Raw genomic sequence first — 25,027 nt, 5'->3', positions numbered from 1 at the left:
GCAATTTATACCAGGTGCGCATCTTGTTCCTGTTGCACAAGAAAAAGCCCGCATGCCGCGGGCTTTCTCGTTTCCAGTGGGTTAGAAATCGCCGGCTGTTGCCTTCAGTGCCTGCTGGGCGAATGCCTCAGCAGCATCCGCAAACAGTCCACTCAGCTCACCTTCACCATAGGCCGCATAGATTTCCTCAAGGCGCTTCATCACCTTGTCCGGCACGCTCATGTCGGCGGTACCTTCAATCACGCTATCCAGATATGCCTTGGCTTCCTTCACCGCATTGTCCTCGCCTTCGTTCTCGACCACAGCAGGTGTGGCCGGCTGTGCTGGTGGTGCTTGGTTGAAGAGGTCATTCTGCTCGATCGCAAACACGCCTTCACCGAATTCCTTCTCCAGCCTTTCATTGGCCGCTTTGACGATGTCCACGAACCGGGCAGGCTCATCACCAAACAGGCCGGCAGTCTGCTTGCGCTTGGCCTCGGTTTCCACGAACTGGGCCATGGCCTTGAACGCAGTGCCCAGGCGCTTCGCGCTGCGGTTGTTCTTGCTGATGAACATGGCCATGGCCGCTACAGCGGGATCCACGCCGCCAAACATATCGCCCTGGCGCAGGAACTCTTCCAGCCCCATGCCGCTTTCCTTCGCCTTGCGCAGCATGTTGGTGGCATCCAGGATCGCATTGACCGCTTCCTGGTCCAGGGAAAGCTCCAGGGAGTCGGCTACCTGCTCGCCCGCAGTCTCGGCGCCGACCTGGTCCAGGTCCTTGGCCCGCATGAAGTCGGGAGCCGCCATGTTCAAGGCGCTGACAATGTTGGCGATTTCGGGCTTGCTGACGTCGGCGGTCAGTTCAAGCAGCCGATCGTCGGCGTAAGCGCCAGCGAAGAGGGCGGCTTGCACACGGCTGATCAGGCTCGCAGTGGGGTTACCATCGCTGGTCAGGTACTGCGCCGCCTCCGCATCGCCCAGGCTTTGCAGGAAGGCATTCACGAACGCGCGGTTGGCGCCGCTGGAAAGGTCACCGTCTGCCAACTTGGCCATCATGGCGCTGTCCAGGCGCTTGGCATCGCTGCGCGCCTTCTCGGTGGCGGTCATCGCCAGCTTGTCGTCCTGGTTGGCCTCCACGGCGAATTCAGCCCGGTTCACATCGCTGACGCGCACACGAACCAGCACGGGCGCTTTCATCGCCTCGATCTTCGCAGCGCTGACCTTGAAGTAATCCGCGTGCTCGAGCAGCCATTCACGGTACTCGTCAGCCTGGCCGATCCGGTAGGCCTCACGGATAGCCATGGCGCGACCGTTACCGGACTCAACCACACGATCAGGCCCCACGATGGGCGCGCCGCTGTCGGCACGGTTGGTGCGGCCCAAACTATCGGGATCAAGCGATCGGGCCGTCTTCTGCACCCAGGCCTGCGAGGTCGCACGGGCACGGTCCCGCGGCTGCAACTCACCCGGATAGTCAGGGTTGGCGGTACCGTCAGCCTCGTGGCTGATGATCAGGTTTTTGGCCTCGATTACCCGGAAGCCCGTTACTACCTTGGTGCCCTTGGCAGTTTTGACGGTGTTTTCGCGGCCCTCCGGCGCGATATCGCCGGTATCGTCGGTATCGGTAGCCGATGGGGTAGGGGACGGCTCTGCGGCTTGCACAGCGGCTGTCTGAGCAGCTTCATGCGCTGCCTTGTCCATCGCGGCCAACCCAAAGCCATCCACCTTGTTTCGGCCCGCGCGCACCAGGTCGCGGCCTACTCCCGACAAAATTTCATCGACAGTGCTGGATGCCCCAAGGCTGAAGCCCGCGTCGGTTACCAGCTTTCGCAACTCCGCTGGATCCTCAAAGCGCTGGAGCAGGCTCAGCGCCCCCAAGCTATCGCCGGCCTTGAGGGCATCGGTCAGCTTCTCCAGGTCGCTGCGGTTGTCTCGTAACGATGGATCATCGCCAAGCATGTCAGGTTGCTCTAGCCGAGCAGCCTTCTCGATGAACTGGGCCGCCGCCTCAGGTGTGGCGCCAGCCGCGAACTGGCCATCGACCACAGCTTCGTTCGCCTCCATGACACCAGCTGCATCCCCGTAGCTGGAGCGCAGGGTATCGGCCAGTGCTTGGGTCACAGCCTCTTCCCAGGCGGTACGATCCAGCGGCTCGGGCGCAGCCTGGATGGCCTCAGGACCGCGATAACCCGCGTCCCACAGCTGCTTGGCCATGCTGGCGATGTCGGTGGCCAGGTTTCCGTAGAACGCATCACCAGGGGCCATACCGGCCAGTTTGGCCCGTGCAGCGGCAAGCATTTCCAACAAGCGCGCGATCTTCTGCGCTTCAGCGTCGTCGGCGCCGTTCCCATGGTCCTGGTTCTCGGTACCGCCGGTCTGCTGGGCTTCCAACTCACGCAACTGCTTGGACAGGTGGTACTCGTAGTTGTTGGCATTCACCGGGTAAGTGATGCCGCCGTTTTCAAGCGCTTCCTGAACCTCAGCAATGGCCGTTTCGAGCCAAGCAATTGCCGCCTTCTTGGTCCCACCCTTTCCGACCACGCTGCGCGGCTTCACAGTGCCGGCACGAACGCCCGCCAGGGTGTCCTGGTATTCCTTCAAGCGTGCGGTCAGGAAGTCCATGCTGAAACCGGAACTCTCGCCGCTGTTCACCTGCGCCATGAACTCTTCCCGGGTCATCGGGGTGACGCCCAGGGCCTTCAGCCGTTCGGCGGCTGCATCCGCCTTGGCCAGCGCCCGCTGGGCGTAGCTGACATCCTTGGCCGGGGGAGGGGAGCTGCCGTCTTCCGCCGGCGCAGCCGACGCCTTGGGCAGCGCGTCGACCTTGGCCTGCAACTCAGCAATCTCGGCGTCCAGCCGGTCGACCTCGGCCAGTTTCTCTTGCGCCTGAGCCTTCAGGCCTTCCAGCTGGGCTGTTTTCTCTGCACTGGCGCCAGCGGCCTTGATGAATTTGGCGCTGTTCTTCTGCACCAGGGCCATGATTCGGCGTGCGACCTGGCGGGGGCTGATGTCCTGGCCACGCTCTGGTGCCACCACCACTGTGATGTCCTTTTTGTTCAGCACCCACTTCCAGCTGATCAACTCGTCGGTCTGCGCCAGCTTGTTTGGCGTGCTGTCCGGGTTGTGGAAGAAGACCGAAACGCTCTGCCCGTCGCTCATGCTGAAGAGCATGGCCACCTGGGTAGTGCCGCGGTTCTTGAAAGGCTTACTGACCTCGACCGACTCGGCTTTCACTTCGCCCGCCACGGCCTGCATCACGCGCAGCAGCTGGTTAGCCTTGCGGTCGAACTGGGCGAACTCGATCACCATGGCGTCGAGCATGCTGCCGTCGCTCAGAAACTCGGTGATATCTGCCATGGTGGCGCTGTCGAGCATCAGCTTGTCCTGGTCGAGCCGGCGTAGGTCATAGATAACGTCCCCAACCGTGACGCCTACCGGCAGGTCGTTCTCGCCCCAGGTAACGAACGCGGCGCCGGAGGCCTTCAGCAGGTCCGGCACCAGGTCGCCAGCGGTCAATGGCTTGCTGAACTCACCAGCCTTGAGCCAGGCCTTGAACTGGCGGACGGTGCATACGACATAGCTGCCCATGCCGCGCCAGTCTTTCTGGTAGCTGTTGCGGTAAGCAGTCAGCGCGGTATCGACGTCGTGGAAGCCCAGCACAGCCTTGTGCTCATCAAAGCTGCCGTCCTTCTTCACCTGGTTGACCACGACCACCAGCGTGCTTTCCGGTACCGGCCCCACATAAACATCGAAGGCATCGCCGTCGGCGCCTTTAGTGCCGTTGATGTAGCCGTAATTGGCCATGCACACGATTGACCAGGGCTTGCCGTCTTCCTTGCCGGTGCGTGGGGTGAACATGGGGGTTTCGATGGTGATGGGCAGGCCATGCAGCCGTAGGCTGCCCTTGGCGTAGTTGCCGGCACGGACCTGGTCCGCTGTGGGGGTGCGCTTGGCGCCAAGGCCGAAGGCGCCACTGTGGGCAGCGCTGGCCAGCTGGGTATAGGTATCGCTCATGCTTCACGGGCTCCGCGGGAAAGTCCCACGATAGCCGCGCCTCGAGGACTCCCCCGGGACGGGTTTACACCCCTGTCAGGCACGAAAAAGGGCGCCGAAGCGCCCTTTGTCACTGCGAAGCGTAGCGATCAGCCGCGCTTGATATTCGGCTCTGGGGCCGCGTCGATCAGCTCACCGACAATCGTTGACTCAGGCACGTTGCGCTCGAACGCCAGCCCGCGAACCTTCTCAATCTGGGAAGCGGTCAGGTAGAAGGCTTTCCGGCCCTTCTCTTCCTTGGTTTCGGCCTTCGCGTCGGTCTTTGCCATGGGGGGTCCTAAGTCGTTGAGAAATTGTGCCGTTATGATATGTCACATTCTAATCGGTACGCCATGCCGACGATGAAGAAAGCCACGGGCTCTATAGCAATTTGTCCGGGGATAGAATGAGAAAGGCCCTGCGCGCTGGCAGGGCCTTCTATTACAGCGAAACCAGCCGTTCCGATGGGGTCAGGTCTGGCGCGGGGCAGCTCATGCCGGGCTTTGGTGGCCACAGGCGGTCCTGCACCATTTGGCAATACCACTCTGCATTCGTGACTTCATTCTCGTAATCGCTTTGGCCAACCCATCCGTACCCGGCCATCAGCATTCCGCCTAGCAAACCCCACAAAACCTGCTTGGGGACGATCCCTACAATCTTTCGCATGACGTTTTCCTTCTCTCGCTGGTAGTCGCACTCCGCGACGAGGAAAACATTATAATTTTCTTGGTTTTCTTACAAGAAAAACATTACCTTTTTATTGGTATTTCCATAAATGAAGATCATGTCATCCGCTACCGGCTACTCAGGCGAACCCATCACGCTCATTGCAATGCTTGATCCGGTCACCGGTGTGCTGGCCATCGTGAAGCGCTCTGAAGAGTTTCGAGAGGAACCCGAGCCAGGCTTTGCCTTCGTCACCAACGTGCGGTGCGAGGCCTATGACTGCCTATTCCAGGAAGAGCATTGGGACGATGCCATCAGGAGCTACAAGCAGGCCGATGGCAACGAAATGGTGGCGTTTGACGATGGTGTGGCGCGATACACGCCACGTATTGAGGTAGACGGAATTGACGAGAAGGGGCAGCAGTACCGCTTGCACCCCGATCTACAGAATGGAGAGGTAGCAGTCCTGGGGCTGGTTCACTTCCAGCAGCGCCAGCGGGGGATCCTGACCACTGAAGAAGCCATGGATGAGTGGTTTGACCTGGTCAGGATTTAGCGGCGGCGTCTTCCGTGGTTTCCTCGATTTCAGGTTCTTCGGCTTCAGCCGGCGGCGCGCCTTCTTTCCACTGATCTGCGATCGCGCGATGGACCATGTGCAGCACTGGGCCGTCCTTGCCAGGCTCTTCGACCAGGGCATATTCCGGCAGGTCGTTTACCTTCACCAGCTCCCGCACCGCCCGTGTGAATTCCTTGAACGTGCCGGTGCTGCCGCTGCGGTCGAATAGGGTCTTGAATCCCCAAGCAGCAGTGCCCCGGCCAGCCGCCTTGCGCGCCAGACGGTAAATGAACCGGGCAATGCCCGACTCGCGCAGGAAGTAGTCAGGGTGCACCGTCAGGACATCCGGGCGGCTGCCTTGGGTAATCTCGTTGTACATCCAGTCGGCAATCTTGATTTCGATGTACTCGACCTTCTTTTTGGCATTACTGACGGTCTTGAATGGGCCGATCAGGTTCTCACCCTCGTTCACCGTCACCGTCTTACCCCGCACCTGGACAGTTCGCTCGATGCCGACAAAGGTAGTGCTCAGGCGCTCCAGGGCGCCCACAACGGCGTCTTTCTGGTTGCCACCGTTGTCCTTGCGGCAGAACTTGAGCACATCACCAATATGCGGTTTGAAGATCTGCGACGGCTTTTCGCCTTTGCCCTTCTGGTACCGGTTCATGGCTTCGGTGAGGTGCGACACGGCCATCAGGACGATGTCGTAATCCCAGACCGACGCCATACCGTGCGGTCCAGAAGTGACCACCACATGGCCATCGGGTAGCTCGTAGCGAATCATCGCGTTTTCGCGCTTGTCCTTCTTCGACAACCGGAACACGGCCACATCCATCACCCCGCGGCTGTCCTTGGCACCTACGTCGTACAGAACGGGGGTGAAGAAGTCGCCTTGGGTACCGGGCATATCCGCCTTACGCCGGCCCGGCTTTTCGGCCTTGGCCTTGGTTTTGCGCGTGGGCTTGGCTTCAGCTTCGCTGGAGACCTGCGCTTCGGCTTGCTTCGTCTTTGAGGGCTCGGGCGGGGATTCCTCCGGCGGCAACAGCTCTTGCTGCACTTCAGCCGGCTTGGTCGCCTTCCTGGCGTTCTTCTCAGCCCGCTTCGCCTGGAGCGCCTTGAGGCTGCGATTCAGCCTGTCGTCTGGGCCAGCAGTGGAGTTTTGAGAGGCCATCGGCAGTTCCGTCCTGATTCGATCCGTATGTACACCCGGCAAGGAAGCCGAGGCTGGATGATAAGGCTTTCACCAGGTGTGAGAAACCGCCATCGAAAATCGGAGGGTCGTGCGGTGGGTAAATTACGGAATTTTTCGGGCGAACCCGTATAAACCGGGCTCTTGAGGGGTGCCGCACACCGTAATTCACCCACCCGAGGGCTTTCTGGAGGCCAGGAACCACGCGGTTTCCGTAATTTACCCACCCTGCACGGGAAAACGTAATTCACCCACCCAAACCAGTAATTCACCCACCGAAAAGCGTAATTTACCCACCCCAATCAGTAATTTACCCACCCGCCCACAGGGTTGTGCACATCCCGAAAAGCGCGGGAATCATGGCGTTGAGCCACTTATGCACATTGCCCAAAACTATATTTAAAACGTTTCTAAAACTAATAAAACGTCATTTACCCACCGATTTTTGTGTGCGGCACCCTGGCGGCCCGTATGGATGGCAGCGAGAGCAACGGCAGACCAGGACTTGCTGGCCGGTGGTACGGCAGTAGATTGGGGTGCTCATGGTGCGGCAGCTTCCAGCAGTTCAGATTCGGTGAAGGGGACGTCGTAGAAGCCCAGTTGCCCCTTCAGCGGGGTGAAAGGCAACGGCACTGCATCGCGCAGCACCAGGGCGACATAGCCCATGTACCAAGGCGATGGGCTGAAAGGCAGACAGTCGACAAGCTCAACCGCGCCCACAATGCCGCCCCGGGCAAGATCGTCAAAGGGCGGCAGGTCGACACCCCGCGATCGCGCGAAAGCCACACAGTCTGTGTATTCGTCCCAGGTCATGCCCTTGGATGCCACCACCAGGAAGCGCCCACGGAAGTTGGTACGCCTGGTACGGTTCTCGATGTCTTTGACCAGGCCAGCGGCCACAGCGGCGGCACGCTCTTCAGCGCTCACCAGGTCCGGCCTGGTGATCAGCCAGGCCCACGGTTGACGTATGCTCAGGGCTTTCATGCAAGCTCCATCTGTTCGCGTAGGGGAGTAGGGGCTGGTGACTCAGCCACAACGACGTTGTTGTCTTTGAGGAACTTGGCTGCCAGGTCGCGCAGCTTGTTGCCGCCGGTATCCAGCCGCTCAAGCAGGTTGTCTTGAGGATTGCGCACCCCTTCGATCTGCTCGCGCTTTACGCCCAGGACATCCGAGACGATCGGGTCGCTACCCTCGTCGGAGATCAGGAAATACGCCATCACTGGGTTCTGTTGACCGTCACGGTGCACACGGCCCGTGCACTGCTCATGCACGCCCGGCGACCAATCCAGCTCACCGAATACCACCGTGCTACAGACATGCTGGAGTCCGTCGATGCCAGCGCCAGCGCGCAAGCTGATCAGCATTACCCGGCTGTCACCGCGGATGAAGGCCTCTTTGGCTGCTTGCTTCTGCGCCGGGGACTCGCTGCCGGTGTACATACACGGGTTATATTCGGCCAGTTTCTCGGCCCAGATCTGGTACACATCACGGTGCCAACCAAACAGCATTACCTGCTCACCGCTTTCGATCAGCAGCTTGACGAACTCCGCCACATACGGCGCTTTCGCCACACCGGTTGCATGACGTACCAGCAAGTCCAATTCGCCTGCGGCCTTCATCTTCTCGCCGCGATAGCTTTCGTTCTTGGCCATGATGGTCTTGGCCAGCGCCACCGCGTTCCCGGTGATGCTCTCCAGCACCTTTGCATCGGCCTCGATTTCGTGCGGAATCTTCGACAGCGCCGGCAGCTCACGCCCGACTTCCTTCCGCGTGCGGCGAAGCATGATTCCTTCGCGGCGTAGGTAGCTGCCAAACAGCTCAGCGTCCTCGAGCTTGGGCTTGTCTCCAAACCCGCTGACGCACCATTCCCGTATGAACTCGTCGTAACCGCCCAGGGCATCAGGTAGGAGCACGTTGACAACGTGATAGAACTCCCCGCCGTAGTTGTAGATCGGTGTGGCAGTGAGCCCCATGCGCAAGCGTGTACGAGCGGCCAGATACTGGCAGGCGCTGTAGATTTCGCTGCCAGGGTTGCGCAGCTGCTGGCATTCCTCGAATACCACGTACTGTGCTATCTCGCCCAGAACTTCGGCCCAGCCGCGCAACTTGTGGTAACTGACCAAGATGACGTCAGGCAGTGTGTCCCACAGGTCTTTGATGCGTTGACGGGGCTGCTTGGTCAGCGGATAGGGCTTTCCTGAGCGGATATGGTGTACCCGCAGGTTAGGCGCGAACTCAGCCATTTTCTCGGGCCAGTGATTCGGCAGCGCCGCCGGATACACGACCACAGCTGGTAGGTTGGCCGGCAGCGCCATTGGGCACATGCCGGTGACGGTCTTGCCCAAGCCCAGATCATCCGCCAGCAACAGACCGCCCCGAATCTCCAGTTGGGCCGCAGCAACACGTTGATATTCACGAGCAGGCTTTGCCAATTCAAATGGCGGGATGGCCCTGCGCCCGGCAACCAGGTCGGCCAGGCTCGTTTCCATCTGCACATGCTCAGTTGCAAGGGCCTCGAGTTTTGCGCGTACCTCCGCCGCCATATCCATGGGATAGCGCTGGAGGAACCACAACAGCTCACGGCTGTTCTCGGCGCTGGCCAGCAACTGCTGAGTGTCCGCCGCATGCTGCGCCATCCGGGGGAATACACGCTTGAGCCGGGAGCGCACTTGCGGCTCACAACTGATGAACCAGCTGCGCCCGTTGAAGTCGACGGCACCAAAAGTCATAGGTATTGCCTCACCAGGCGGATCATTTCGAAGGGTTTGTTCTGCCAGTCCGGTTTTTCCACCAGCGGCTGAGACGCCCACCGCGGCGTGCCGGCGAGGATCACACCGGTCACTTGCGGCAGGTTGATATAGCGGTCTACTTGGCGCAGGGCGTCGGACATGGAGCCGTCGACCTTCACTTCGATCACGATGCCATCCACCCAGAAGTCCACGCGATTGCGAGCATCCAGGGCGTACTCACGGGTGAAGGCAAAGCCGTTGTCTTCCAGCACCTTGGCCATCGACTCGTGCAAGGCGACTTCGCTGCTGTAGCGGTAGGCAAAACGGGTCAAATGGTTGGCGATCGCACGCAGCGCCAGACGGGCTTCAGACATGGGCGACCTCGGCTTCGATAGTTAGCGGGGTCTCATTCCACACAGTCACAACTCTGCCCAAGGACGCCTGGCAGCTCGGGAGTAGCGGCACTCTGTGCTCACAGGCTTTGCAGATCAGCCAGCTGACCTGGTGCTGGGCTGCGGTCCGAATCTCAACGCCGCCAGGCACTACCTCTGCACCGCAGCCGCGGCAATCGCGCATGAGCGAAAGCATGAGCCGCAATTGCCCGCCCGCATCGAGCTGGCTGGCAGCAGCATCAACTGCGCGCTCGAATTCGATATCAGTGTCATAGCTGGCGCGATCAAGGCCCCGCTTTCCGTGCATACAGTCCCCCCAAATGGCCTGTCAGGCCGCTAAAAAGTATCCCCGGACATTATGCGCGATTTTTACAGGTATTTCGCTAATGTTTTTTAGGGGTGAGACAGATACAGAAACGGCGCCGAGGGGCGCCGTGGGGGAGGGGATCAAGATTTGTCGCTAGGTTTGGCTGATTGCGCCCATCCTGGTCGGCCTCGCGGGGGCACCGCGGGCGGTGGGCGCCGACCAGGTGCCGGCGGCTCAATCACGGCTCTGTCGCTGCAAATCCGCCTGTAGAAGCCGTGTTCGCAATGCGGGTCTTCCCAATCCTCAGGCATACGGAAATGCAGCTTGTGGCCAAGCCCACAGGGGTTGTAATCAGCTGGAGGCTCGCCCCGGCGAGTCCAGGGCTTAAACCGGGCGCAGTTGTGGCAGTACTCGACGTTGTCCCAACCCCGTTCCTTTTCGAGCCGCCGATTCAGCAGCTCGTCTATCAAGGCCTGGTCGGTGTAATGGTCCAGGCTCAACCGTGCTTCTCCAGCGCGCTTGCCACTGCCTGGTCCAGCGCCTTGCCGTGGAGTACTTCACCCAGCCCGCGCCGCACCATCGGTACGTCACCGCAGCTGGCACGCGCGCTAACCGCCTGGTCACGCAGAAACCGGTAGGCCTTAGCGTCAGGGTGTAAGGCTTCGTTCTGCGCCAGCACGCTCGCGCGGTCGAAGAACAATGCAGTGATTGCTTCAAAGCCTGCATCAAGGCTCAGTCGTGCTGCCCTGGCCCATTTCCCAAGGTGGGAGTGCCCGCGGGCACCGCCCAGGTCACTACTCAGTTTCTGCATTCCCTGAAGGACATCGGCCAGCTGATCGTCAGCAAGCGGCGCCTGGCGTGCGGCCTGCCACATCGTCCAAGCCATGGAGTCGAGGTAGTGCAGGTAATCGCCATCAGGCTTTCGCTCGCTCAGTTGGTGCAACACGGTAGAGCGGAAGCCCTCACCGCAGCGCCGCAGCTGCTCTGCCAGGTACGCGGCCTCGAACGCATCACGATCGCAAGCGCTCATGCCCTCTCCCCATCTAGCAGCTGCGCCATTTGCTCTACCTGGCCCTCGAGCTTGTCCAGTTCGTCAAGCGCTGCCTGCAACGCGCAGTCGGCTTCATGGAGTTCCCGGTATGCAGCAAGCGCCTTCTTTTCCAGGTCCGCACAGCGTCTGTACCACAGGGTGCCGGCGAGTGCTCCGCCGCTCAGGTAGCCGCACAGCAGCCCCAGCAGCACGATCCAAAGAAAACCGTCCCATTCAAACACTTTCCCGCTCCTGGGCGGCTTTCGCTGCCTCCCTGGCCTGGCCAGCTGCGATGCCTTCCTGTTCCTTCTCGCGCAGGTTGTCGCAGAAGAAAACTTCGGTGTTGAACTCGTCGGTTTTGAATCGGAGCAGCTTGATAGCTCGATCCCCTTTGCGCTTACCGTTCAGCCGGCGCAGCGCCCCGGGGCTTACCCAGCCGGCGGTCTTCATCGGCGTCGCCACGCGCTCTCGCCGCAGGCCTGCCTCGGCATGCGGTAGCAGCTCCTCAAGGTCCTTGAGACTTAACTCAATACGGCGAGCGCCTTCGTTCTGGGCCCGATGCACTAAGGCGCGAACGTAGGACAGGGTTTCTTGGCTCATGGCTTCAGCCTTTCCTCAGGGTCAAGGCGAAACTCGCGGCACAGGGCGTAGGCCTGAGTTGAGCCGATGGAGAAGTAATCGCGGACCAAGGCCCAGCGCATGGTGGGGGTTCGGATGGGGCGCATATTGCGCATTGCAGATGCGAGCATGGCGCGCTCATCGACTTGAACGCCGGCCAGGATCATCGGGCACCCCCGATCGATCCCAGCAAGTTGAAACGGTCACATTCCATTTGACGCGATTGCATAAAAATATCCCCGGACATTTACCCGGCAATTAAACAACAATTTTATAATGTTTTCGATAGTCTTTTTTGCTTGTCGGCCCCCTCACTCGTTGAAGGGCTCACCGTAGGCGTCCATCCCGTTCGCATTCAGGTGCTGCCGTCCTTCCTCGGTGAGAAAGTAGATACCCTCGGCCACATCCACCATGGACAGCGCCAGCAGGGTCGCCAGTGCGTCTTGGTCCTGAATTTCGTCCTCGGTCGCGGCATCCGCCTTGGCGATGGCCACCAGTTGCTCCAGCGCCTGATCATCCATCTGCCGGGTGCCGGCTTTGTCCAGCATGGCCAGAGCAGCCCGGAACGATTCGGCCATGCGCACCTGGTGGCGCATTTGGGCGATATCGCCGCTCTCCAGGCTAATTGGAGCGTTGTGCTCCACGATCTGAAGCCCGATTTGCAGGTATGCCTTTGCGCCTTCGGTAGAGGCCGTGGCGCTGTCCAGCATGGTCCCCGTGGCCGCAGCCAGTTCGGTAGCAGCAACATAGGCACTGGCGAAAGGAAGAACCCCCGGGGCCTCATGCGCGTTAGGCTCCGCGGCTGCCGGAGGTTCTTCGCGGACAACGGCATCAAGCATGGCGGCACAGGCACGGCCCTTGTCGCTCAGGACGTTCTCACCCTGTTCGGTGTAGCGGTCGACCATCCCAAGCTCAATCAGGACGTTGCGGCCAGCCTTGCTTGCTACCTGGCCATCCTCGAGGGCGTTACCGTCGGCCTTCGCCAGCTGCATCAGCACTTCCCGCGCTGCGCAGTTCGGGTCAGCCAGCTCTCGCGGGATGGAATCGGTCATCGCGCCTCCCTCCAGCTTGGCCTTCAATTCGGCAATGGTGGCCTGCTTGGTACCGATCTGCGCATCCAGGTCGGCAATCTGCTGGGTGAGCACATCGACCTGCTTGGGTTTCGGTGTGCTCATACCCTTGGGAAGCGCCACGGCTTTGCGGGCCTGGGCCTTCTGGAAGGCGGCCTGGTTCTTCTCTGCCATGGCTGCAATCTCGGCCACGGCCTTGGCCGTGTCGGTGTGTTCCTTGAGCGGCTTCACCGAGCCATTCAGCAACACCTGGTAGATGTCGCCGGTGCTATTCACGCGCAGGGCGATAGTCTGGCCGCTGGCCAAGACCAGCAGCGCCTCGCGGTAGGTGGTATCCGAGGACCGGCGTGGCTTGGGGCTGAATTCGGTGGAAACGACGGTCTGGCCGGCTCGGCCCAGCAACTGGCTGACCTGCTTGAGCGCGGTGTCGGCGCCAGCCTGGGTGGAAAAGTCGAGAGCGTTGGTTTGCGGCACGGTGGACCCCTGAGATTGGTTTGGGGTCCATTGTGCGTGCGGGGCGAGCCCTTCCTGGGCGAGGTTTGCCTCCCTGGATCACATTGGCTCGCTTGGCGTGCCAAGCGCAGCGGTTGGGTGTTTGTGGTGCTGCACGCTAATATCATCGCTGGTCATGTCGCCCCCGGTTTGGGTGACCGGGCCCTCGATGGTGTGAGCTTGCGCAATGGCTGCAATGCTGGCTTCGGTCAGTTTGAGCGAGGTGCCACCTACCACCAGAGTGATTGCCGCTCCCGCTTCAATGACCACTTCCTGGCCGGCGTTGATGGCATGCTTCGTGTCGGAGTTGTGTTCGATGTTGTCGTGGTTCCAGCGTCTGGTGCCAACCTCGTTGCCCATATTTACGGGGCGATGGCCCATGATAATGGGATAGCGTTCATCACCACCGCGGAACGCCACCCACACGGGCATGCCGACTACCACCCGGATTTCTGTGTTGGATGAATCATCCCCGATCGGGTAGCACATTTCGGCAACGGGCCAATCGTTGGCGCCATCGGTAAAGGGTGGAATCTCTACGCGGATCTCGCGCCGGCCACGATCTACCGCCCGGACAAAGGCCGGTACAAGGCTAGGTAGCATTGACCAAACTCCCCAGCCACAAACGGCTGCTGCTCTCCATGGCTCCAGTCTTCTGCACCGCGGCGTGGGCGGCAGTCATCACCACCAGGTTCTCCCCAGCCACATTCACCACCTGGCCGGCCTGGATCTGCTGGCACTGTTGCGAGTCGACAATTTTGGTGCGCACCAGGACGCACGACGAGTTACGCAGCTGGTGCCTGTCTCCCCGCGGCATGAACTGCACAACCCGCGAATCACCCATCGGCCCGGCGACGATCGCGCCGGAGTCGTCGACTGTGTACCAGCTGGGAACGTGCTGGCGCTCTAAAAATTCGCTGTCTATCTTCGCGCTGCTGTCGACCTGGCCAATGGTATCGACTGGGGTCTGGCGTGCCAGGTCAGTGAGACGCATGGCCTGTAGCTGCCCGCCGCTCATCACCAGAACCGCGCCTTCTTCCTGTAGCACGGTCGCCAGGCTGTAGCTTGGCTGCTTGCCGCGGAAACAGGTGAACCGCGGCACGTTAAAGTCGCTCCCGATGCGCATGTAGGCGCCACAACTGCGCAGCACGTTCGATAGTGCCGCATCACGCAGCACCACTGCCTTGGCCAAAGGTTCGGCCAGCGGGGCACAGCTTTCCAGGAGGGCGGTTACGCTCATGGACTGCTGCTGATCACGCCCCTGGACCTGTCCAGTGGGAGGATCGCGCATTGTCTTGACGATCTTGTACGCCAGGTTTTCCCGGCCAGACCACACCGTGACGCCCTTCTTCAGGCGCTCTTCAACGCCATTGATTAGCTTTACAGTGAACTCCAGGTTTCGTGGGATCGGCGTCAGGTCCGAGCGGTTAACCCATCGGATAACCACATCCGTGGGTATCTGGTCGCCCCGCTCACTCAGAAATACGTTCAACGTGCTTCACCATGTGCTCAGGGTCGGGACCGGAGCTTTGCTGTGCATGGACCTTCCTGACTACCGGGTAACCCGGCGGAATGTTGTCCGAACCGTCGTTCTGCTCACCTTCGCCCGGGGCGCGGAATACTGGGACAATGCACTTGAGCGCGACATCGCCAGCCAGGATTTTGATGTTTTTGAGGTCGTGGTTTACCCGCATCCAGTCAATGCGCTTGGTTTCCAGCTGCATTGGCGATGGCACCTTGTATTGCCCGAACTGGTACATGGCATCGAAGTATCGGTGCTGGGGCTCCTGCATGTAGGCGCTCAGCTGGGCGGCCATGGATTTTGCCGTATCCGGGTCACTGGCGAAGATGACGACCTGAATCCGGCGGTCGTGCATGTCTTGGCGATGGTCGTACCAGGAACCGCCGTCCAGGATCTGGATACGCTTGAAGCCGGTGTGCTGACCGCCCCAGTCCGGGCCGGTACCCAAGAAATCATCGTCCGTGGCCAGAATGACGATCGGCAGCTTGGACGTTGCAGCCTTGGGCCCGTTCTCGTTCTTCCGGTACTGCGCCAGCATCGCCTCGGCCTGGTCGATCATGCGAGACGGTGCCCATTGCATGGCCTGGGCTGGTGGGCGGGCTTTGAATTCTTTCAGCGCCGGAGTATCGGCGTACAAACCCTGGAACCACTTGAGCATGTACCAGCCGAAGGCCTCTTTCTGCTGGATGAAACTTCCGTTGAGTTGAGTCATTACACCCCCAAAAAAGGACAGCCCGTAACCGAGCTGCCCCCGCCCCTGGAAGAGCGTATGTGTTATCCGCCGGCTCTTGCGGCACTTATACCGGCTCAGGCTCTCCAGCATCCTGAGCCAGCTTTGCCTGGTCGGCGGCTTGCTTGAGTTCCAGGAAGCTGATGGCTTCGCCTTTCATGGCCCGGTGCAGCAGCTTGTACAGCTGGGTGTGCATGAGCGGGCCAGGCCAATAGAGGCCGTCCAGCTGCGCCAGCACGTTCTGGTCCATGTTCTCCTGGATGAAGGCCACCGGAATCCACTGGTTTTCCACCATGATCACTTCCGCACAGGTGGACAGGTCGACGCCGCGCTCGCGCAGGGTGTCGGCATCCACGATCAGGCCTTCGTGGTCGTAGATCTTCAGGTTGGTGAAGCCCGAGGCTTCGGCGCCGATGCGCTGGATATCGAGGGTTACGCTCTCACCTTGGGTGAGGATTGCGCGCTGGAGCACGGCGCATTCCTTATCGCTCAGACCGGCATCGCCACCAGGTACGACGGTATCGCCAGCATTTCGGATGGCTTCGAGCAGTTCTTCTACAGTCTTGAAACGGGCCCACTGGCCGTTGACGAAGGCGATGCAGGTATTCAGGTTGCTCATGGGGATCGTTCCTACAGGGTTGAGGCGTTGATAAAGAGGTCATCCAGGCCACTGGGGGTCATGCCGATTTCGCTGGTGATGGCCTTCAACCAGGTGTTCTGTCGCGACCATTCCGCGGTGTCGTATTCGATCTGGGCCTTGCGCTTGTCGATCGCGCTTTCGATGCTGGCAATGGCGGCCTCGAGGTCGTCCAGCATCCCGATGTCCAGGAGCGCCAGCAGGGCCTGGCGCCGAGTGATAGTCGACGGGACGAAGCGCGGCGCGATGGTAGGGTCGTAGGCCTTGATAGCGCCAGCGGCGCCAGCCAGCAGCGCGGCATGCACCTCACGGCCCATCGGCTCACAGTCATCAGGGGACGCGGTGAACTTGATCCAGCCCAAGTCTGGGTGATTCAGCTCGCAATCGATGGTGCCCACTTCGTTGAACGCTGGTGCACGGACTTCAATCTGGGTTTCCAATTACGCGATCCTCATGAAAAGGCCGGACTCGTTCGGGTAGGCGTAGGACATGCAGCGCCAGGTGCCAGGCGGTACAGTGGCCGACGGGGTATTACTACCGCTGTAGCGCAGGCTCGAGCCCGGTATTTCGTCTCCAATGTTGATGAGTGCGCCAGTCTGGTTGCGCATGAATGAGTAGGTTCCGAGGGTGCCGGCGCCTTGCCCGGAAATCGCCACGCCGGCCTGCGCAGAGGTGATGGTGACGGTGATGTTTGCGGTGCCGTCGAAGGCAACGCCGTTGATATTGCGAGGGGTGGCCAACTTGGTAGCGCTGCCGGCGTTCCCCGTGGTGTGGAGCGCGAAGGTACCGGTGATCGTGCCCCCGGTGATGGTGACCGCCCCATAGTTCTGGGTGGCCAGGGTACCCAGTTCCAGGGCCGTGCGCGCAGTGGCTGGGGTAGTGCCGATGTTCAATAGGCCCAGGCGGGCAGCGGCAATGGTGCCGGTGGTGACCTGGGAGCCGTTCAAGTTGCTCAGCTTGCTGCCGTCGCCGGCGAAGTAGTTGGCTCCGATGGTGACGTAACCGCCAGCACTGTTACGCAACGACAAGGTGGCTGCGGTACCGTTCCAGTACATTTGCAGCGTCGATCCGTCGTCAAAGACAGAACTGAAGGGCAGCATGGTGAGGTAGCCGCCAGAGTGGCTTAGCTGCGCCTTCACCTGACCGCCGCTGACGTTTACTGCGTCAGCGTTCTGAGTGGCCATCGAACCTAGATCCAGGGCAGCCCGGGCCGTGCTCGGCGTGGTGCCGAGCGCCAGCTGGTTCAGGGAGTGCCACAGTTCGCTGCGCGTTGGCGAGCCGCCAGTGGCGCCGAGGCGAATTAAAAACAGCCTATGAGCCGTGCGGCTGAAGAACAGGCGATAGAACGCCCCGCCGGAGCGGGCAATGTTCAGGATTCCATCACCATAGCTGGTCAAGTCAGGCGCTGGCGGGTTGGCATAAGCGTTCCCGGTTTCGTAAAAGCCAGTGCGCAGGTCCGCCTGTTCTACGTCACTGATAACCGGCGAAGTAGCGGCGCCCAGGCCGAAATCGCCAACCCGGGTAACGCGACCAGCAGTGCCGTCTGTTGCACTGGTGGTGAGGTCTGCCAGCGCCGCCAACCCCAGCTCTAGCGCCTGGCGCGCGGTTGCTGGAGTGGTACCGATGTTCAAAATGCCCAGGCGCGCCGCGGCAATGATGCCCGTGAGGATCTGTGAGCCATTCAACCCGGTCAGCAAGCTACCGTCGCCTGCAAATGCTGTTGCCGCAATGGTTGCAGCCGTCGGCCCGCTGCCTCCTGCCGACTTGAAGAAGATCAGCCGCCCGGTATTGCCGTCGAAGTAGGCGCGCATAACCGAGCCGTCGTCGCGCGCCGCGTCGAAAGGCGCGAACGTCATGTAGCCGGACTTGTGGTTGAGGACGGCTGTGACCGTGCCGCCGGTTACGTTCACCGCATCTGCGTTCTGGGTGGCCATGGTGCCCAGTTCCAACGCAGCACGGGCAGACGATGGAGTGGTGCCCAGCGCCAGCGAGTTGAGGCTGGTGAAGATTTCGATCCAGCCCGTCCAGGACACGCCATTCCAGGTGCGATAGGCCTGCCGGTTGCTGCTGGGGACATACACGTTGGTGACGGTCTGTTTGATCCCGCCATTCGCGTGGAAGCGCTCAATCTCCACCGTGCAGTTGGTGCCGAACGGGTTGTCGGGGTCGGCCTGAAGCACACGGTAGTGCCCAATTGGCGTGGTGGTGTCGGCAAGAGTAATAGAGCGCGGCGAAGTTGATCCCAGGCCATGCGCGCCGTTGAGCATCAGTACCCCGGCTGTTTCGTCCGCAGTGCTCAGTTGCACGCCCAGCATGGCCGCAGCACCCAGCATTAGGGCGGCACGCGCGGTGGCTGCGGTGGTACCGATGTTCAGCAGGTTCAGCCGCTCGGCGGCAATCAGGCCGGCGGTGATATAGGAACCATTGAGGTTGCGTAGCTTGCTGCCGTCGCCGGCGAAGTAGTTGGCGCTGATCGTGACATAACCGCCATCGGTGTTGCGGAGTTCCAGCGACTCGGTGAGGCCATTCCAGTACATGCGTAACAGAGAGCCATCGTCATAAACATCGCTGAAGGGCGCCATGACGAAATAGCCGTGGGAGTGCGTCAATGCGGCTTTAACCACACCGGCCTGAATGTTCACATTGTCCGCGTTCTGGGTGGACAGGGTACCGAGCCCCAGCGCAGTACGCCCGGTGGCCCCGGTGGTGCCCAGCGCCAGCTGGTTGCCGGCGTGCCAGACGTCAAAACCTTTGATCCTGACTGCCTCAATCCCGGCACCAAGGTTCATCAGCGCTGCGGTGACGGTCAGGTACGTTACTCCACCGAGCTTCAGGGCCACGCTAGCGGCATCCAGGGCCAGCTTTTCGTCATTGAGCTTCTTGCCCATAGCCGCGGTGAGGGCTTCGGTGGTACTGGCCGAAGTCAACGTGTTGTTGAGCGTGATGGCGCCGGCCTGGCTCGCCAGCTTGAAACGGGTACCGTCGAAGATCGCGTCGTAGACCGCCCCTTCGATGATGTCACCAGCAGTCAGCGGCGTGCCCGCATTCTTGACGAAGGCCTTGGCTCCCAGGCCGTTGACGTTCACGCTCACAGCCCCGGTGTTGTTGAAGGCCGCCTGGAAGCGGAATGTCTGGCCGACCAGGTACTCTTGGACGTCGACACCCGTTCCCATGGTCAGCACGATGGCGTTGGCGCTGCCAGCGACTGTTTTGGCCCACATATACGACATTGCGTCAGGGAAGCGCGACCACGGCAGGTACTGGGTGTGCGGATCTTCCGATTCGACTTCGTGCGACAGCAGCGCCGCCAGGGCCACAGATTCGGTCGGATCGATGACAAAGCTGATGCTGTTCGGCGCCTGGTCGGCAAAACCAAGATCGCTGAAGAGAACGAACGGCGCCCCGTCAGTCTTGACCGTCAGCGCGTTATTGACGTTATCAACCGCCCACACGAAGACTGGAACAGCGCCTTGCCACCAAATGATTTCGGTGATCGGGACCTGGCCAACGTTCTCGTTCCATACGCTGATGATGCGCAGCTGATATGGGGTTGGTCGAGCGCCAGCACGCACCGTGACTTTGGCGCCGACTTGCGACTTCATGCCAACCTCGTTGCCGGTGGGCTTGTATAAGCCCTTGCCGAAGGTCACCCCATCAATTTTGAGAGCGACCCCGGACCCGGAGGCGGCCATTGCCTGTTTGCCGGCCAGTGTCAATACGGGCGAGATCGTTCCGATAGTAGCCATACAGCCCTCAATGCGTGCATACGTGCGTTTGGCTGAATGGTACGAGCCGCAAAAAGGGCTACAGGAGGTGGGTTTGCATGCTTCGACGGAAAGGCGTGCGCCCGACTTTGGCAGAAGATGCGGCAATACCCACGCCCAGGTTGAAGCGCACGCGCTTGGCCACGCGAATCTCCAGGACAATCCGGGCTGGTACCGCCGTCCGGGCGGCCATCAATACCCGCGTGGGTACGATCAAGGTGTCGATATCAACGCGCAATCGGCTGGTCAGGAAGTAGTTGTCCAGGGAGTGACCCAGCGTCTGCACCTCCGTTTCGCTGATCGCGTCCACCGGATAGATGCCGTTCTTCGGGCACCACAGCTGGTCCACAGAGAAGACGCTGCCAAAAAGCGCGGTCAGGTAGATTTGCAGGAATGCGGTGCCGCGCTGTGGGTTGAGGTAGCGCCAGGCCTTGAACAGCATTCTGGTCCTGGCATCCGTCGTGTTGCTCATCAGCGCCAGACCGTCGTTGTTCAGCTCTCGGCTGATCAGCGAGTCTGGGCCCAGGTGAGGCATGCCCAGCGATGCCGCTTCATCAACCTGCCCGCCCAGGCGCTTTCTGTACAGGCTCAGGAACAAGGCCTTGAACTGGGCTTCGAGGTTGTCGAATTCTGCGCTCTGCTGTAACGGTTTCAGTTCCATCATGCGCCCTCGGCCAATACGGTAAGGCTTGCCTCAGTCACATATCGGAAGTATTCGGGCAGGTCGTTTTCGGTACTGCCAACCGAGTCCACAGTAATGTCAGCGATCCGCTGCGTCAGTGCTGGAATACTCTTGCGCAGCAGGTCGTAAATATCCTTGCGCAGGATCTTCGCCTCCCCGCGCTTGGCCCACGAAGAATCACGCCCATAGTTGGCCAGCAGCACCTCGCGCACCGATTGGATAACTGCTGCTACGTCGTAGGTCGACGGCACATAGAGCGTGAGTTTCAGCGAAATCGGCTTCTCGACCACATCCACGAAGTTGACCCGGTAGCTGTCGTCTGCGGCCTTGATGATGGCCCGCACCTTCGCTTCGAGCACGGCCTTGGTTACGCCGTTCTTGAGTACGGAGACAAACAGGCGGTTCATGTTCGCAATGTTGGCCCCCCGAACTTCCTCTTCCTTCAGTTCGTTCCAGACGTTCAGGAAGACTACGGCGCCCAGGTGTTTACGCACCAGGAAGTCGAAGTTGGAGCGGAAAACAGCGTTCTCGCTGTAGATGCCAGGGTAAGTACACACTTCCCGCATGGTCGTGAGGCTCATGGGCGCCTCGCCGACCTGGCTGATTTCGGTCAGCTCCATGGTCGCCTTTTCGGTGGCAGCGCCATATTCAAAGTAGAAGGCCATCCCCGCGCTCGGATCGATGTCGCCCTCTGTGTCGTAAATTGAGATTTTCAGCTGAAGCCCCATGTCGGGCTGCTTGCCGGCGAGTCCGTCTACCCCGAACACAAGGCCCAGCTCTAGGAACTCGTTCGACTGGATATGGTAGATCTGGTCACCGTCCTGGACGTTGCAGAATTCAGGGGTGTACTCCCAGCCTTCGACCAGCACTTCAGCAATGTGGCCGATATCAGGCTCTGGCACCGTCACCACATAGAACGGCTGGTTTTGCATGACGGTGTGAGTGATCGTCCGCTGCGCCACCTGGCGTGCGACGATCGTGCCCGTGGCATTCACCGCGATCGAAGCGCCGGTTGTCACCTGCCATAAGCGCCCGTTCTGGTCGCGGAGCACCCGCCCGGCAATGATGTTGAGCTTTGCGGTACCGGTATTGGTGACGGTGATGCTCGCAACGCATGGGACACCATAGGGAAGCACGCCCTTAACCGCAGCGTCCGCCAATACAGTGACGTCGCGGGCCTTCAAATACACCTCACCCGTGGTCAGTTCTACTTGCGATGAAAGGTCACTGAGCATGGCGCCCATCGCCGCCAGGTGCATCTTGATAAGGGGGTCGCCAATCTGGAATCGCCGCGCCAGGTCTGGGTAATTGGCGATTTCGTTGACGGCATCCTGAATGAACTGGTCCTTAGTAATTGCCACGGGATACCTCGGATAGATCGGAAAGCTGGATCGATTGGCCTGCTACTTCGATGTGAACGTCCTTGATGTCGACGCCCTCTTGGGTCACGTACAGATTGAGCATCCCTGCCGGCAGTGCTCCCAGCACGGGGATGTCCTCAATCATCTTGGCCAGGTACCAGTCCCCGAGGGACGTACTCAGGGGCTTTTGCAGCAGGTCGTCGGCAGGGTTGCCGTAGGTGCTGCCGTAATAGGTGTTCGGCTTGGTCCGCCACCAGTGCGCGATCATGCGAAACAGCAGCTCGGTGTTTAGGGGCTCGGCCATGGTGGGTGCTCACAATGCTTTGCACCCATCATGGCCCAGGTTGCCGGGGCTCCCTGCTGGCGGTTTGCAACCTTAGTAGTGCATTCCGATGCCGCCGGCTGCGGCGTGGGCAATGGACCTGTCGCCCACGTTTTGCGTCAGCGGCACCTCGAGGTTGACCTGGGCCGGGGCGTTGCCCTTGCCACCGCTTGGCAGTGGCGTCTTCACTTCGGACACAGCGGGGATCTTGGCTTGGCTGGCATCCGCTGCGGCGGGCGCATAACTGCGCATTGTCGGCGCTGCGATAGCGGCAGGCGTCGTCGGCGCGGTCGGGGCCACAGTCTGCGTCCGGGGTTGTGTCATCGCCATCACGCCGATCGGGGTCACGGTTGGAGCCTTGGCCGCAGCTGCCGGGCCAGCTGGGCTGGCTGGCTTGGCCGCGACTGGCTGCGCTGGCGCCAGCACACCAACTGGACCGGTACCAGATTGCGCGCCCACTCGTGGCTGGCCCGGCCTGATGGTGGCCATGGTGTTGGCTACAGCCGTTTTCACCGGCTCCGGGGCAGCAACCTTCATTTCATCGGCGCGCCGGGTAGGCGTCAGGTCGCCCGCCTTGGCCTGGGCCAGGTAGGCGTCATACTTGGACTCAACGTCAGCCAGGCCGTTGGTCCCGCCGTTGGTGCGCTTGCGTGCTCCGACCAGGTCACCGGCTTGGGCTGCCTTGTCCGCGCCAGACGCCTTCCAGTGCGCCACCGCGATCTGCGCCGAATACTTCGGATCGGCAGCAAGGTCGGGGTTGTTGACCAGGTCAATGCCCAGCTTCTTGCCCATTGCCTCGTATTGCGCCTTGCCGGTCAGTTGCAAAGCACCGCGGCCCCGGTACTTGAAGCCGTCGCCGGCCTCGGTGTTGCCCATGCGCCCGCCATACACCCGGTTGGCAATGGCCTCTGGGTTGCCAGCGTCTGCCCGGGCGTCCTCGACGTTCTTGTAATACTTGGGGAAGACTTGCTGAAGGCGCTTAGCGCTGTAGTTCAGGTTTTCCTCGGTCTTGGTAAAACCACCGCTTTCGTGGTCCACGTTGGCCATCAGCATGGCTTTCGACTTCGGGTCGGTGATGCCGCCCGCATCCATGGCCTGGATCATCTGCTCTTTCGCTGCTGCTGAGCCCGATGCACCGAGCCTGCCACCAGTAGCCTTGTAGAGCACGTTACGGCCAGCATCAGCCACGGAAGTGGCCTTTTCGCTGACGTAGGACTTGGCTGTGGAGACTTTGTCAGCGACCGTGTCGCGGGCCTGAAGCACCTGCTCGGAGGCCTTGTCCCAGGTGTCTTTAGCCCAAGACACCATTCCGCTCAGCGCGCTGGCGCCGGCGCTTACCAGCCCAGCCCAGGCGTCTTTTACGGACTTGAAGGCGGATTCGGCCATGGCGCTGGTGTTGCTGGCCAGCGAGTCGAAGGCCGACTTGATCGACGTTACCGCGGTATCAAAATCGACCTTGGCCAACCACTCGCCGGCTACAGAACCAAGGTTCTCACCAATAGCGGCGCCGATGATTGCGCCAGCTGGTCCGCCCAGCATGCCTACAGCGCCGCCAATGAGCCCGCCAACACCGCCACCAACGTTGCCCCACTTCTGCCGCTTGTTCTCTTCCTTGGACAGCGCAGGGTCATCACCGGCCATGGCATCGGCAGCGAGCATCCCCCCGCCGATTAGTGCGCCAATGATCGGCAGCTTGCGCAGGAGGCCTTTACCCATGCGGGCAGCTGCGCCACCAGCAGAGCGCTGGGATTGTGTTCTGCCCGTTTTTGTCCGATCAGCCTCAGGGGATCCTCCCTGCCTGCCGGCACCGACGCTGGAGGCTCTGCGCCCACGGCGATCACGGCCAGCACCTGGTGTGCCCCGGGCGGAGCGACCGAAACGGCCAGGAAGGCGACCGCCCAAGGCCTTGCCCAGTGCGCCTAATCCCAGCAGGCGCCCGAGCACCTTCAACGGCGCCAGCAAGGCCGCCAGCAAGGGCAGGAACATCGCAAGGACGCCCAGCAGCCCCCGACCTCGATTCTGTTTGTTCGCATCATCCTGGGCACGCCAGATCTTGCGCCACCAGTTCACGCTTTCCCGGTGCTGTTTGGCCTGCTTGGCTTCGCTGTTGCGCCCAAAGATGCGCCCGAAAGGCTTGAGCATGGTGAACATGGGCGTGAAGATCGCGCCCACTTCCTTGCTCGCCTGGATCGACGGGTCAACGCTGTCGGCACCGGCGCCGACGTTGCCCCGTAAGTCACGCACTGCCTCAACAATGGCGCCACCGACCGCCTTCACCCCGAGGACAGCTTTCGACTCGCTCGAGGACCCGCCACCCTCGCCGGCGCCGGTTGAACGTGCATAGTCAAGCGATCCGCTGGAAACGAAACGCCCGGCGGCGTCTCGGTTACCAGCTTGGCCGCGTTGTGTCGCCGCGGCTGTGGGGGCCTGGTGCTCAGCCTGCGCGGAAACCGTGGGCTGTGGTGGCGCGGCGTGCGCGCGCGGGGCGTCTGGGGCTTCGGGAGTGTCGCGCCCCCCCTGTTTTTCGCCTACGGCCATGGTTGGCTGGCGCGGGGAGACGATATCGCCCCGGGGCTGCATCAGCGCAGTCGGAGTCGGCGCAACCGCTGCCCGGCTGGCTGTGTCGCGGGCCTGACTGTCGGGCTTGGTTTCTAGTCGGGTGCCGGGCTGGCGCGGGACCGCCGGGACATTGTCGGCTATCAGCTGCGGTGCATTGCTCTCCGGTGAGGCGGCGGCAGCCGCGGGCAGGCCGACGGCAGTACCTGTTGGCTCAGGCGTGACGGTGACGCCGGCGGTACCCAGTTGCATCAGCCGCTTGGAAATATCCCGGGTGTTGGCCTCGATGGCGCGCAGCAGCTTCAGCTCCTGGGCGTACTTTTCGACATCATCGGCAATGCTCTCGCCGCGCAGGAAGCCCGTGGCGGCGTCGTGTTGGAGTGCCATGGG

22 protein-coding genes are annotated in these 25,027 nt (G+C 61.2%); 1 reads left to right on the top strand and 21 read right to left on the bottom strand.

Annotated features, from left to right (window positions below):
* Positions 1 to 81: 81 nt before the first annotated feature.
* The 3 genes from CAG46_RS25230 to CAG46_RS25220 form a co-directional block, all read right to left on the bottom strand.
* Positions 82 to 3,996, bottom strand: a complete 3,915-nt coding sequence (locus tag CAG46_RS25230) for a hypothetical protein (protein WP_085618896.1) — start codon at positions 3,994 to 3,996, stop codon at positions 82 to 84.
* A gap of 128 nt (positions 3,997 to 4,124) precedes the next feature.
* On the bottom strand, positions 4,125 to 4,304 hold the full coding sequence (locus tag CAG46_RS25225) for a hypothetical protein (RefSeq protein ID WP_085618894.1): 180 nt from the start codon (positions 4,302 to 4,304) through the stop codon (positions 4,125 to 4,127).
* Between the two features lie 151 nt (positions 4,305 to 4,455).
* Positions 4,456 to 4,680 (bottom strand): hypothetical protein, encoded by a 225-nt coding sequence (locus tag CAG46_RS25220; RefSeq protein WP_085618892.1) that lies wholly within the window; start codon positions 4,678 to 4,680, stop codon positions 4,456 to 4,458.
* Positions 4,681 to 4,789: 109 nt separating this feature from the next.
* Between CAG46_RS25220 and CAG46_RS25215 the strand changes: the two genes are divergently transcribed.
* The gene (locus CAG46_RS25215) at positions 4,790 to 5,236 is read left to right on the top strand and encodes a hypothetical protein (protein WP_085618889.1); all 447 of its coding nucleotides are present in this window, start codon (positions 4,790 to 4,792) and stop codon (positions 5,234 to 5,236) included.
* Here the strand turns inward: CAG46_RS25215 and CAG46_RS25210 are convergent.
* The 18 genes from CAG46_RS25210 to CAG46_RS25115 form a co-directional block, all read right to left on the bottom strand.
* Complete coding sequence (locus CAG46_RS25210) at positions 5,226 to 6,407, bottom strand: replication initiator protein A (RefSeq protein WP_256575142.1); 1,182 nt, start codon at positions 6,405 to 6,407, stop codon at positions 5,226 to 5,228. The genes CAG46_RS25215 and CAG46_RS25210 overlap by 11 nt on opposite strands.
* Before the next feature lie 558 nt (positions 6,408 to 6,965).
* On the bottom strand, positions 6,966 to 7,409 hold the full coding sequence (locus CAG46_RS25205) for a hypothetical protein (RefSeq protein ID WP_085618887.1): 444 nt from the start codon (positions 7,407 to 7,409) through the stop codon (positions 6,966 to 6,968).
* Entirely contained in the window at positions 7,406 to 9,154 is a 1,749-nt protein-coding gene (locus CAG46_RS25200) for a DEAD/DEAH box helicase (RefSeq protein ID WP_085618885.1), read from the bottom strand. The genes CAG46_RS25205 and CAG46_RS25200 overlap by 4 nt, the downstream gene beginning before the upstream one ends.
* The gene (locus CAG46_RS25195; protein WP_085618883.1) at positions 9,151 to 9,528 is read right to left on the bottom strand and encodes a hypothetical protein; all 378 of its coding nucleotides are present in this window, start codon (positions 9,526 to 9,528) and stop codon (positions 9,151 to 9,153) included. The genes CAG46_RS25200 and CAG46_RS25195 overlap by 4 nt, the downstream gene beginning before the upstream one ends.
* 821 nt (positions 9,529 to 10,349) lie before the next feature.
* Positions 10,350 to 10,883, bottom strand: a complete 534-nt coding sequence (locus CAG46_RS25185; RefSeq protein ID WP_085618878.1) for a hypothetical protein — start codon at positions 10,881 to 10,883, stop codon at positions 10,350 to 10,352.
* Positions 10,880 to 11,125: a hypothetical protein gene (locus tag CAG46_RS25180; protein ID WP_085618876.1), complete on the bottom strand. Its 246-nt coding sequence runs from the start codon at positions 11,123 to 11,125 to the stop codon at positions 10,880 to 10,882. Before CAG46_RS25180 ends, CAG46_RS25185 begins: the two co-directional genes overlap by 4 nt.
* The gene (locus tag CAG46_RS25175; RefSeq protein WP_085618874.1) at positions 11,118 to 11,483 is read right to left on the bottom strand and encodes a hypothetical protein; all 366 of its coding nucleotides are present in this window, start codon (positions 11,481 to 11,483) and stop codon (positions 11,118 to 11,120) included. Before CAG46_RS25175 ends, CAG46_RS25180 begins: the two co-directional genes overlap by 8 nt.
* A gap of 329 nt (positions 11,484 to 11,812) precedes the next feature.
* Entirely contained in the window at positions 11,813 to 13,045 is a 1,233-nt protein-coding gene (locus tag CAG46_RS25165) for a hypothetical protein (protein ID WP_085618870.1), read from the bottom strand.
* Between the two features lie 78 nt (positions 13,046 to 13,123).
* A complete protein-coding gene (locus CAG46_RS25160; protein WP_143493518.1) occupies positions 13,124 to 13,666 on the bottom strand; it encodes a hypothetical protein in 543 nt (180 codons plus the stop codon).
* The gene (locus CAG46_RS25155) at positions 13,656 to 14,555 is read right to left on the bottom strand and encodes a hypothetical protein (protein ID WP_085618866.1); all 900 of its coding nucleotides are present in this window, start codon (positions 14,553 to 14,555) and stop codon (positions 13,656 to 13,658) included. The genes CAG46_RS25160 and CAG46_RS25155 overlap by 11 nt, the downstream gene beginning before the upstream one ends.
* The gene (locus tag CAG46_RS25150; protein ID WP_085618864.1) at positions 14,536 to 15,297 is read right to left on the bottom strand and encodes a hypothetical protein; all 762 of its coding nucleotides are present in this window, start codon (positions 15,295 to 15,297) and stop codon (positions 14,536 to 14,538) included. The genes CAG46_RS25155 and CAG46_RS25150 overlap by 20 nt, the downstream gene beginning before the upstream one ends.
* 85 nt (positions 15,298 to 15,382) lie before the next feature.
* The gene (locus CAG46_RS25145; protein WP_085618862.1) at positions 15,383 to 15,934 is read right to left on the bottom strand and encodes a hypothetical protein; all 552 of its coding nucleotides are present in this window, start codon (positions 15,932 to 15,934) and stop codon (positions 15,383 to 15,385) included.
* 11 nt (positions 15,935 to 15,945) lie between these two features.
* Positions 15,946 to 16,392 (bottom strand): hypothetical protein, encoded by a 447-nt coding sequence (locus CAG46_RS25140; protein WP_085618860.1) that lies wholly within the window; start codon positions 16,390 to 16,392, stop codon positions 15,946 to 15,948.
* Positions 16,393 to 19,698, bottom strand: a complete 3,306-nt coding sequence (locus CAG46_RS25135; RefSeq protein WP_143493517.1) for a hypothetical protein — start codon at positions 19,696 to 19,698, stop codon at positions 16,393 to 16,395. It abuts the gene before it with no gap.
* Between the two features lie 58 nt (positions 19,699 to 19,756).
* Positions 19,757 to 20,380: a hypothetical protein gene (locus tag CAG46_RS25130; protein ID WP_143493516.1), complete on the bottom strand. Its 624-nt coding sequence runs from the start codon at positions 20,378 to 20,380 to the stop codon at positions 19,757 to 19,759.
* A complete protein-coding gene (locus CAG46_RS25125) occupies positions 20,377 to 21,759 on the bottom strand; it encodes a hypothetical protein (RefSeq protein ID WP_085618854.1) in 1,383 nt (460 codons plus the stop codon). The genes CAG46_RS25130 and CAG46_RS25125 overlap by 4 nt, the downstream gene beginning before the upstream one ends.
* A complete protein-coding gene (locus tag CAG46_RS25120; protein ID WP_085618852.1) occupies positions 21,746 to 22,063 on the bottom strand; it encodes a hypothetical protein in 318 nt (105 codons plus the stop codon). The genes CAG46_RS25125 and CAG46_RS25120 overlap by 14 nt, the downstream gene beginning before the upstream one ends.
* 72 nt (positions 22,064 to 22,135) lie before the next feature.
* On the bottom strand, positions 22,136 to 25,024 hold the full coding sequence (locus CAG46_RS25115) for a glycoside hydrolase family 19 protein (RefSeq protein WP_085618850.1): 2,889 nt from the start codon (positions 25,022 to 25,024) through the stop codon (positions 22,136 to 22,138).
* Positions 25,025 to 25,027: the final 3 nt, after the last annotated feature.

Origin of the sequence: Pseudomonas sp. B23(2017) (assembly GCF_002113725.1) — a bacterium.
GTDB classification, from domain to species: Bacteria; Pseudomonadota; Gammaproteobacteria; order Pseudomonadales; family Pseudomonadaceae; genus Aquipseudomonas; species Aquipseudomonas putida_Z.
Note: the sequence above shows the minus strand (reverse complement) of the source record. Positions and strands in the feature narration are given on the sequence as shown.